The sequence below is a fragment of the Streptomyces sp. genome, from assembly GCF_031178505.1.
GTDB classification, from domain to species: Bacteria; Actinomycetota; Actinomycetes; order Streptomycetales; family Streptomycetaceae; genus Streptomyces; species Streptomyces gulbargensis.
On record NZ_JAPSIW010000014.1, the window covers coordinates 19,940 to 28,498 of the forward strand.

Consider the following 8,559-nt stretch of genomic DNA (forward strand, 5'->3'; position numbering starts at 1 on the left):
CCTGCGCATGGGCTACGGTCTGCTCTACCTGGTCTTCCTCCTGCGCGAGTTCCCGCACCGCGACCAGATCTGGGGGCCCGGTTCGCCGTGGACGCCGGCGCTGGCGCGGCAGCTGTTCGACCAGACGGGCTGGGCGAGCGTGCTCACGCTGTCGGACAGCCGCGTCTATTTCGAATGCTGTTACGCGGCGGCGCTCGTCGTCTGCGCGCTGTTCGCGCTGGGCTGGCGGACCCGCGCGACGTCCGTGCTGTTCGCCGTGGTGGTCGCCTCGTTCCACGCGCGTGCGATCTTCATGACGGACGGCGGCGACAACCTCGTTCTCCTCATGGCGCTCTATCTCGTGCTCACCGCGTCCGGACGCCGTTGGTCCCTGGACGCCCGGCGGCTCCGCCGCAGGTCCGAGCGGAGCGCGCCGGGAAGGTGGCGGCCCGAGCCCGCGCCGCCGCACCGCTCGGTGCGGGCCACACTGGTCACGACCGTCCACAACTGCGGGCTTCTCGTGATCGCGCTCCAGGTCTGCTTCCTCTACGGCGCCGCCGGTCTGTACAAGGTGCAGGGCGGCACGTGGGGGGCCGGCACCGCGCTGCACTACGTACTGAACCTGGAACTCTTCCAGCCGTGGCCCGCGCTGTCGCACTGGCTGGACGGACAGACGGTGGCGACGGCGGTGGCCGGCTACATGACCGTGCTCCTCCAGGTCGCCTTCCCCTTCGTGCTGTTCGGCAGGCTCAAGTACCCGGTGCTGGTCATGCTGCTCGGAATGCACGTGGGCATCGCCGTCCTCATGGGACTGCCCCTCTTCTCCGGAGCCATGATCATCGCCGATGCCGTCTTCCTGCCGGACCGCTTCTACACCGCGCTGGCGGACCGGTGCCGACGGGCGGTCCGGCGGACGGGAGCCCCGCGGGAGGCGTCACCCGTGCGGAGCGGCGCCGTGCCGAAGCAGGGAAACCCCCCTTCCGCCGTCCCCGGTCGCCGCTGAGGACCCGTGTCCGGCGATCTCCCGCGCGGTGACCGCGGCCCCGCCCCCTACACGCGCGGCAGTGTCCTGATCGGCCGTACGAGCAGGAGCGCGGCGACCACGAGGACCGCGATGCCCGCCCCGGCGAGCAGCACCCGCTCCGTGCCGACCGCCGCCGCGACCGGGCCCGAGAGGGTCCGGCCCACCCCCATCATGAGGAGCGAACCGGCCACGTCGTAGGCGTGCATGCGGTTGAGGGCCTCCTGCGGGACGTGCGTCTGGACGGCCGTGGACCACATCACCAGCCAGTACGCGAAGGCGGCACCGGCGATGAACTGGCCGGCGCCGAGGAGGACGACGGGAGCGCCCGCGCCGAGCAGGACCAGGTTCACGGGGAGACCGGCGAGGGCCACGGCGCCGGAGGCGAGGGGGCGGCGGGGGCGCAGCCGCAGCGCGAGCAGGCCGCCCACGGCGCTGCCCGCGCCGTTCACGGCCATCAGCGCGCCGTACGCGGCGGCGCCGTGGTCCTCGGTGACCAGGTTGGCGGTCAGCGGCACCATGGGCCCGGCGACGGTCAGCCCGTACACGGTCCAGATGGAGATGACGCCCCACAGCCAGCTCCGGGAGCGGAACTCACGCCAGCCGCCGACGAGTTCGGCGCCCAGGGACCCGCGTGCGGCGGAGTCCGAGGGGAGGGCCGGTATCCGCATGAGGGCGAGGCAGAGGGCGCTGACGGCGAAGGTCGCCCCGTAGACGGCGAAGGCGGCGCCCGCGCTCCACAGGGCGACGAGGAGTCCGGCGGCGGCCGGGCCCGCCATGGTGGTCAGCGCCTCGACGACCCGCAGGACGGCGTTGGCGCGCTGCACGTCGGGGGCGATGCGGGGGACGGTGGAGGCGACGCCGGGCTGGAAGAGGGCGGCGCCGACTCCGCTGAGGGCGGAGAGGACGTAGACGGCCCAGAGGGGCGGGCTGCCGAGGGCGAAGGTGACGGCGAGGACGGCGGCTCCGGGCAGGCGCAGCACGTCGGCGAGGATCATCATGCGCCGGGCGGTGAACCGGTCGGCGAGGACACCGCCGAAGAGGACGAGGACGGCGAAGGCGGCGGTCCACAGGCCGAGGGCGTAACCGACGGAGGAGCCGGGGTGGCCGGCGCCGAGGAGTCCGGCGGCGAAGGCGACCGGGACCATGCCCTCGCCGAAGACGGCGACGGCCCGGGCGGCGAAGAAGAGACGGAAGTCCCGGTTCCACAGGTGGGGCGGCGGAAGGACGGGGGGTGGGAGGAGGGGCCCGCCGACGGCGTCCGCTCCCGCCGGAGCGGGGGCCGCGGTGGTGGCCGGGCGGTGGGGAATCGGCTCGGTGGCCTCAGACTTGTACGTGTTGTCCGTCACGGACACGTACTCGTACCAGGCCAATGGTCTGGACCACCAGTGAATTAACCGTCCCACCGGAGGGAGCACCCCGCCCGTGCAGCCGCCGCACCGCGTCGCCGTCCTCGCCCTGCCCGGGCTTCTCCCCTTCGAGCTGGGCATCCCGCACCGCATCTTCGGCCGCGCCAAGGACACGGCGGGACGGCCGCTGTACGAGATCGTGACCTGCGCGCCGGTCGCGGGGCCGGTGCAGACCGACGCCGATTTCGCCGTGCACGTGGAGCACGGCCCCGAGGCCCTCGCCGCCGCCGACACGGTCGTCGTGCCCGCCTCGTACGAACTCGGCCCGGTCTACGAGGAGGGCCGGCTCACCCCCGAACTGGCCGCCGCGCTCGCGCACATCCGGCCGGGGACGCGGCTCGTCGCGATCTGCACCGGCGGGTACGTGCTCGCCGCCGCCGGTTACCTGGACGGCCGCCCGGCCACCACCCACTGGGCCTCGGCCGAGCACTTCCAGCGTCTCTTCCCGAGCGTGCGCGTCGACGCCGACGTGCTCTTCGTGGACGACGGGGACGTCCTCACGTCGGCGGGCGTGGCCGCCGGGCTCGACCTGTGCCTGCACATCGTGCGCCGTGACCACGGGGCGGCCGTGGCCAACGAGGTCGCCCGCAGGACCGTGGTGCCGCCGCACCGGGACGGCGGGCAGGCGCAGTACATCGCGCGTCCCGTCCCGGAGTCCGGCACCCACACCACCACCGCCGCGCGAGCCTGGGCCCTGGCCCACCTCCACGAGCCGATCCAGCTGCGCGACCTGGCGGAGCGGGAGGCGATGAGCGTACGGACGTTCACCCGCCGCTTCCGCGACGAGGTCGGCATCAGCCCGGGCCAGTGGCTCACCCAGCAGCGCGTCGAGCGCGCCCGGCACCTCCTGGAGACGACCGACCTGCCGGTCGACCGGGTGGCGCGGGACGCCGGTTTCGGCACGGCCCAGTCGCTGCGGGTGCACCTGATGAGCGCGATCGGGGTGACCCCGACGTCCTACCGGCGCACCTTCCGTACGGGCGCCCCGGCCGCCGGCTCCTGAGCGGTGGGGCTCCGGCGGGCGAGCCGCCGTTCCCCGGCCGCGCCGACGGCGGTGAGCAGGACGGTCAGGGCGACCCCGTAGAGGATCGCCGTCGAGGGGGCGACCACCTTGAGCAGGGCGCCCGCGAGGCTGCCGCTGACCGCGTAACCGGCGCCGACCGCCGCGTACATCACCGAGTAGCCGGCGGCGAGCGCGGACGGCGGCAGAATCTGCCGGAGGGCCAGGTTGCGGGTGAGCATGGCGGGTGCCTGGAGCAGGCCGGCGGCGATCAGGACGCCGGCGAGGGCGCCGGTCCAGGGCAGGACGGCGAGCAGTGCGACACCGGCCGTCACGCCGAGGACCAGGACGACGGACTGCACGGGCAGCGAGCCGGGCCAGCCGCTCCGCAGGCCGTAGACGAAGGCGCCGGCCGCCGAGCCGAGGGAGAAGCCGGCGAGCAGCGGTCCTGCCCAGCCGATGCCGATCCCGCGCTGGTCCAGGAGGGCGGGCAGGATGAGTTCGGCGAGGGCCAGGAGGCTGAGTCCGGCCGCGCCGAGGACGTACACCGGCCAGGCCCGCAGCAGGGCCCGGCGTGCCGAGGCGCCCCGTTCCTGCGGGCCGGTGGCCCAGCCGGGCGGGAGCAGCCACAGTCCGGCGGTGGCCACGGCCATGAGGACGGCCTGGAGGAGCAGGGGGACGCCGGAGCCGGCTCCGAGGGCGAGTCCGGTCACGAGCGCGGGGGCGGCGGCCCAGATCGCGAAGGTGAGGATCGATTCCACGCTCATGGCCTGGGTGACGGCCCGTTCGGGGACGAGGCCGGTGAGCAGGGCGCGCAGGGCGCCGGGTACGGCGGCGGGTCCGGCGCCGGCGAGGAAGGCGAAGGCGCCGAGGACGACGGGGTGGGCGCCCGGTGCGAGAGCGGGACCGGCGAAGCCGGCGGCGCCGACGGCGAGTCCGGCGGCCAGCTGCGGCCGGGCCCGCTCGGCCTTCGTCCGCATGCCGAGGACGGGGGCGGCGACGATCTCGCCGAGGACGTACGCGGCGGCGAGCACGGCCCCGAGGGTGTAGCCGCCGGGCCGCTCACGGACGAGGAAGACGAACGCGAGGGGCGCCATGGCGACGGGGAGGCGGCCGGTGACGGTGACGGCGCACCAGGTGAGGACCGGGCGGGTGACGAGCTCGCGATACGGCATGGGACAGGACCGTACCGGGGGCGGTCGGGCGGCGCCCGCGAATGATCCAGCCTCGTCCCGGGGCCCGGAGCCGAAAAGTTGTCCACAGCCTGTGCACAGGGCGGGCGGGGTGCCGGTCCGGTCCCGGGGGAGGCCGCCGCCCGCACCGGCGGTACGGCCCCCGCGCTCGGGGGCGGCGCCGAATCCGGGACGGCTTCACCGTGACGGTGAACGCCCGCGAGTCGCCCGCGTGACGGGTTTCCCGGGAAGCGTCATCCGCCCTCCCGCCTTTGCCGGCAGGGGAGTTCACGGGTGGCGGCGCGCTCGCGCGCGCCCCGAGCACGGCACGGCCGCCGCCACCCCGCCGCGATCCGCACACGCCGAGGGCCCACGTCACGCGGCCCTCGGCTCCCCTCGCAACGAATCGCTCACCCCAGGGTGGGCAAAACGGAACGAACCGTCAACAGCGCACCCGTCCGGGGGGCGTCACGCCCTCCACGGAGACCGGGACGACCGGCATCAGCGGCACCCGGTCGACCTCGCACCAGATGCTCTTGCCGGCCCCCTCGCGCTGCCAGCCCCAGCGGTCCGCGAGGCCGTCCACCAGCTCCAGGCCGCGCCCGTTGGTGTCGTCGCCCTCCGCGCGCCGGGGCCGGGGCGGGCGGTCGCTCGCGTCGGCGACCTCGACCCGTACCCCGCCGCCCGCCGCGAACAGCATCCGCAGCACGGCCGGGCAGCCGGTGTGCACGACCGCGTTGGTCACGAGCTCGGAGATGAGCAGCACCAGCGTCTCCGCCAGCGGCTCGTCGTCCCGTATGCCCGAACCCGCGAGCCGTGCCCGGGCCCACCTGCGGGCCCGTCCCACCTCGGCCGGGTCGGGCCCGACCTCCATCTGAACCTGAAGCACCTGCACCGCTCACACCATCCGAACCGGCGGACACATCGCCTCGCGCCTCACAGCCATCGACGCCCTTACGGAACGTGATTCCCTTGCGAGACAGCATGGTTGACGTACAGTCACCGCAACAAGCGCTTCAGGCATATTCCAGCGCGAAGGAGTACGCATGGTCCATACTGTGCGACGCACGCTGCGGGGAGTCGAACAGGAGCGCGCGGGGCGCCCCCTGGGGGCGCGAGCGGCGCACGTTCCCGGGCCCGGGGTCACCTCTGGGGCGACTCCGCGGCGTTCCGGGCCGGCGTGCTCTCGCATCCCACGGAGGGTACCGGAGCCGGAGGCCGACTCCGGGCCGTGACGGCCCGCGCGAAGGACACAACCCCGCATCGACTTTCCGTGCGTTTCCGGTCGCTCAGTGCGACCGCGCGCGACCCCGCGTCACGGACCCCGCGGACCGGCCGGCCGCCCACACCGGGCGCCTCCATGACGGAACGTCAGATACGGGGGGCGCGCCTCCTCCGTCCCCTCGGGAGGGGTTCACGTACGGGGCCGGGGAACGGCCGGCCGCCCCGGGGCGGCCGGGCCGGCTCCGGGGAGGTCCTCGCCCCCGGCCTCGGCCCCGTCGGCGTCCCCGGACGTGAGCGCCTCCGGCACATCGCCGTACACCTCGAAGAGGCGCCGCACACCCAGGGCGGCGAGCACCCGGCCGACGTGCGGATAGGCCTCGTCGGGGGTGCCGGGTTCCGGCAGGATCAGGCGCAGGCGGCCCCCGCAGGAGCGCAGCAGCCGGCGGGAGGCGATCAGCACGCCCACCCCGCTGGAGTCGCAGAAGCGCACGCCGGAGAGGTCGACCACCAGGTCGTGCCGGCCCCGCGCGACCACCTCGTGGACGCGGCGCCGCACCCGGGGGGAGGTGACCAGGTCCAGTTCGCCCCGGATGAGCAGCACCGTCCAGGAGCCGTGGACGTTCTCGTCGATCTCGAGCTCGATCGTCGTCACGGCCGGTCGCCTGCCCCCCGCGGAGAAAGCGAAACCAATGATTCCGGGTATGACGTGTTCCTTACCATCCCGACCCGCGTCAAGGGCGCACTTGCGGCAAACGGGCGCACTCCGTCGGCGCCTCGCATTACTTTGGTCGCCGGGAGTTCGGGAAGGTGGGAGGGTTCGGATGCCGAAGGACACGCCCTTGCGCTGGGACCGCAGGATGCAGCAGCGGCTCGCGCGTGGGGAGGCCGCCGCGCTGGGCGAGCTCTACGACCGGTTCGCCGCCCTCGTCCACAGCCTCGCCCACCGGGTCCTCGACGACGACGCGGCCGCCGACCAGGTCACCCGCGAGGTCTTCGGCTACATCTGGGAGAACCCCGACGCCTACGACCCGAAACAGGGCAACATGCGCGGGTGGGTCGCCCGGCTGACCCAGCGGCAGGCCGTGCACCGGCTGCGGCAGGCCGAGGCCACGGCGTACGCGGAGACCGGGCAGGGCTCCGCCGAGGAGCTGGAGCAGAAGGTGCGCCGGGCCTCCGTCGCGGCCCGCGCCGACTACATCGTGACCTCCATGCCGACACCGCTGCGGGCCGCGCTCGAACTGGCCTACTTCCAGCGCCGGGACTACCGCCAGACCGCGGCCGACCTCGGGGTGACCGAGGACGAGGCGCGCCGCCGCCTGCGGCTCGGCCTCCAGCTGCTCTCCACCGCGAACACCCGGCCGCTGGAGGGCGGCGCGCCGCCCGGTTACGGACCCGGCCGGTGAGCGGGGCGAACGGCGACGAGGAGGACGTCGCACGCGCCCCCTGGATACCGGGCCCGCGCCGGTCGGCCGACGACCACGCCGACCTGAGCGGAGCGGTGCCGCCGTGGGACGCGGACAGCGGGACGGAGCCGTGGCCCGAGCCGGAACGGCGGCAGGTGCCCGAGCCGGAACGGTGGCGCGAGCCCGAACCCGAGCCGGAGGTTCCCGTGCTCGACCACGGTGTGCTCAAGTCCCTCCTGGGGGCCTGGGCCCTTTCGGCGTGCTCCGCCGGGGAGACCCGGGCCGTCGAGGACCACCTCACCGTCTGCGCTCCGTGCGCCGAGGAGGCCCTGCGGCTGCGGGACGCCGTCGCGCTGCTCCACGAGGACCGCGACCTGGACCTCGACCCGCTGCTGCGCTCCCGGGTCCTGGAGAACTGCCTGGGCCGCCGCCCGGCCCGTATCCCCGTCCCCGACTGGGCGACCCCGTACGACGCGGAGACCGCGCGCCTGGACGCGCTGCTGCGGGACATCGGCGAGGCGGAGTGGCACGCGCCCGTACGGCTCAAGTGGTACGAGGACGACCGGCTGATGCGCCGGAAGTCCACCGTCGCCGGGCTGATCGGCCACCTCCTCGCGGTGGACGGCCTGGTGTCGGCGGCGCTCGGCCTGCCCGACCCGCTCGGCGGCGCCGTGCCGGAACTGTCGGCGCGGGAGCGGACGGAGGAGTTCTGGGCGAGCCTGGACCGGCCGCCGAACCGGGCCCTGCGCGCGCCGTGGCGGGACCAGAGCCACAGCCTGATCCGTACGGTCTCGTTCGCGGGGCGCGGGGTGGCCGACCTGACCGTCACCTACAAGGACTTCGCGCTGCCGCTGCGGGACTCGCTCCTGGAGCGGGCCTTCGAGTGCTGGGTGCACGCGGACGACATCGCGAACGCGGTGGCGTACCCGTACGACCCGCCGAGCGGCGCCCACCTCCACGGGATGATCGACCTGGCGGCCCGGCAGCTCCCGGGAGCCCTGGCCGAGCGGCGCCGCACGGGCCGGGCGGGGCCGGTCCGGCACCTGGTCGCGGCCGGCGCGCCGGGCCGGACGCTGCACCTGGAGGTCGAGGGAGCGGGCGGCGGCCACTGGTACATCGCCCTGGACTCGCCGGCGGCGGTCGGCTCGCCCGACCACGCGGTGGCGCAGGTCGCGATGGACGGGGTGGAGTTCTGCCAGCTGGTGGCCGGGCACATCTCGCCGGAGGAAGCGGCGGCGGGTCAGGACGGCGACCGCGAGGCGATCCGCGACGTCCTGTCGGCCGCGGCCTCCCTCAGCCGTCTGTAGCGAAGCTCCGGCCCCGGGGGCCGGTGGGGGGGCCCGGGGCGGGC

Annotated in this window: 8 protein-coding genes; 4 read left to right on the forward strand and 4 right to left on the reverse strand. The window is 74.9% G+C overall.

The annotated features are described in order from the left end of the window. Window positions 1-7: 7 nt before the first annotated feature. The gene (locus tag RIF68_RS02940) at window positions 8-982 is read left to right on the forward strand and encodes an HTTM domain-containing protein (protein ID WP_309049512.1); all 975 of its coding nucleotides are present in this window, start codon (window positions 8-10) and stop codon (window positions 980-982) included. A 47-nt stretch (window positions 983-1,029) separates the two neighbouring features. Here RIF68_RS02940 and RIF68_RS02945 read toward each other — a convergent pair whose 3' ends face one another. Continuing rightward, a complete protein-coding gene (locus RIF68_RS02945; RefSeq protein ID WP_309049513.1) occupies window positions 1,030-2,355 on the reverse strand; it encodes an MFS transporter in 1,326 nt (441 codons plus the stop codon). A 70-nt stretch (window positions 2,356-2,425) separates the two neighbouring features. Here RIF68_RS02945 and RIF68_RS02950 point away from each other — a divergent pair, with 70 nt between their 5' ends. Further along, entirely contained in the window at window positions 2,426-3,412 is a 987-nt protein-coding gene (locus RIF68_RS02950; RefSeq protein ID WP_309049507.1) for a helix-turn-helix domain-containing protein, read from the forward strand. On the opposite strand, the gene RIF68_RS02955 is transcribed toward RIF68_RS02950, so the two are convergent. The 3 genes from RIF68_RS02955 to RIF68_RS02965 all read right to left on the reverse strand — a co-directional run bounded on the left by RIF68_RS02955 (window position 3,367) and on the right by RIF68_RS02965 (window position 6,448). Next, window positions 3,367-4,584, reverse strand: a complete 1,218-nt coding sequence (locus tag RIF68_RS02955) for an MFS transporter (protein WP_309049508.1) — start codon at window positions 4,582-4,584, stop codon at window positions 3,367-3,369. The two genes, RIF68_RS02950 and RIF68_RS02955, sit on opposite strands and share 46 nt — an antisense overlap. Window positions 4,585-5,023: 439 nt before the next feature. Further along, window positions 5,024-5,476 carry an ATP-binding protein gene (locus tag RIF68_RS02960; protein WP_309049509.1) on the reverse strand — a complete coding sequence of 151 codons (453 nt, stop codon included), beginning with the start codon at window positions 5,474-5,476 and terminating at the stop codon, window positions 5,024-5,026. Between the two features lie 519 nt (window positions 5,477-5,995). Beyond that, a complete protein-coding gene (locus RIF68_RS02965) occupies window positions 5,996-6,448 on the reverse strand; it encodes an STAS domain-containing protein (RefSeq protein WP_309049514.1) in 453 nt (150 codons plus the stop codon). 178 nt (window positions 6,449-6,626) lie between these two features. Here RIF68_RS02965 and RIF68_RS02970 point away from each other — a divergent pair, with 178 nt between their 5' ends. Both RIF68_RS02970 and RIF68_RS02975 read left to right on the forward strand, forming a co-directional pair. Continuing rightward, window positions 6,627-7,208 carry a sigma-70 family RNA polymerase sigma factor gene (locus RIF68_RS02970; protein WP_309049510.1) on the forward strand — a complete coding sequence of 194 codons (582 nt, stop codon included), beginning with the start codon at window positions 6,627-6,629 and terminating at the stop codon, window positions 7,206-7,208. After that, window positions 7,205-8,515: a maleylpyruvate isomerase N-terminal domain-containing protein gene (locus tag RIF68_RS02975; RefSeq protein WP_309049511.1), complete on the forward strand. Its 1,311-nt coding sequence runs from the start codon at window positions 7,205-7,207 to the stop codon at window positions 8,513-8,515. The genes RIF68_RS02970 and RIF68_RS02975 overlap by 4 nt, the downstream gene beginning before the upstream one ends. The last annotated feature ends 44 nt before the right edge of the window (window positions 8,516-8,559 follow it).

What these genes read in the sequence shown, in the direction of transcription:
- RIF68_RS02940 (WP_309049512.1), top strand. Translation starts at nt 8, where the DNA reads ATGGGCTACGGTCTGCTCTACCTGGTCTTCCTCCTGCGCGAGTTCCCG.
- RIF68_RS02955 (WP_309049508.1), bottom strand. Translation starts at nt 4,584, where the DNA reads ATGCCGTATCGCGAGCTCGTCACCCGCCCGGTCCTCACCTGGTGCGCC.
- RIF68_RS02970 (WP_309049510.1), top strand. Translation starts at nt 6,627, where the DNA reads ATGCCGAAGGACACGCCCTTGCGCTGGGACCGCAGGATGCAGCAGCGG.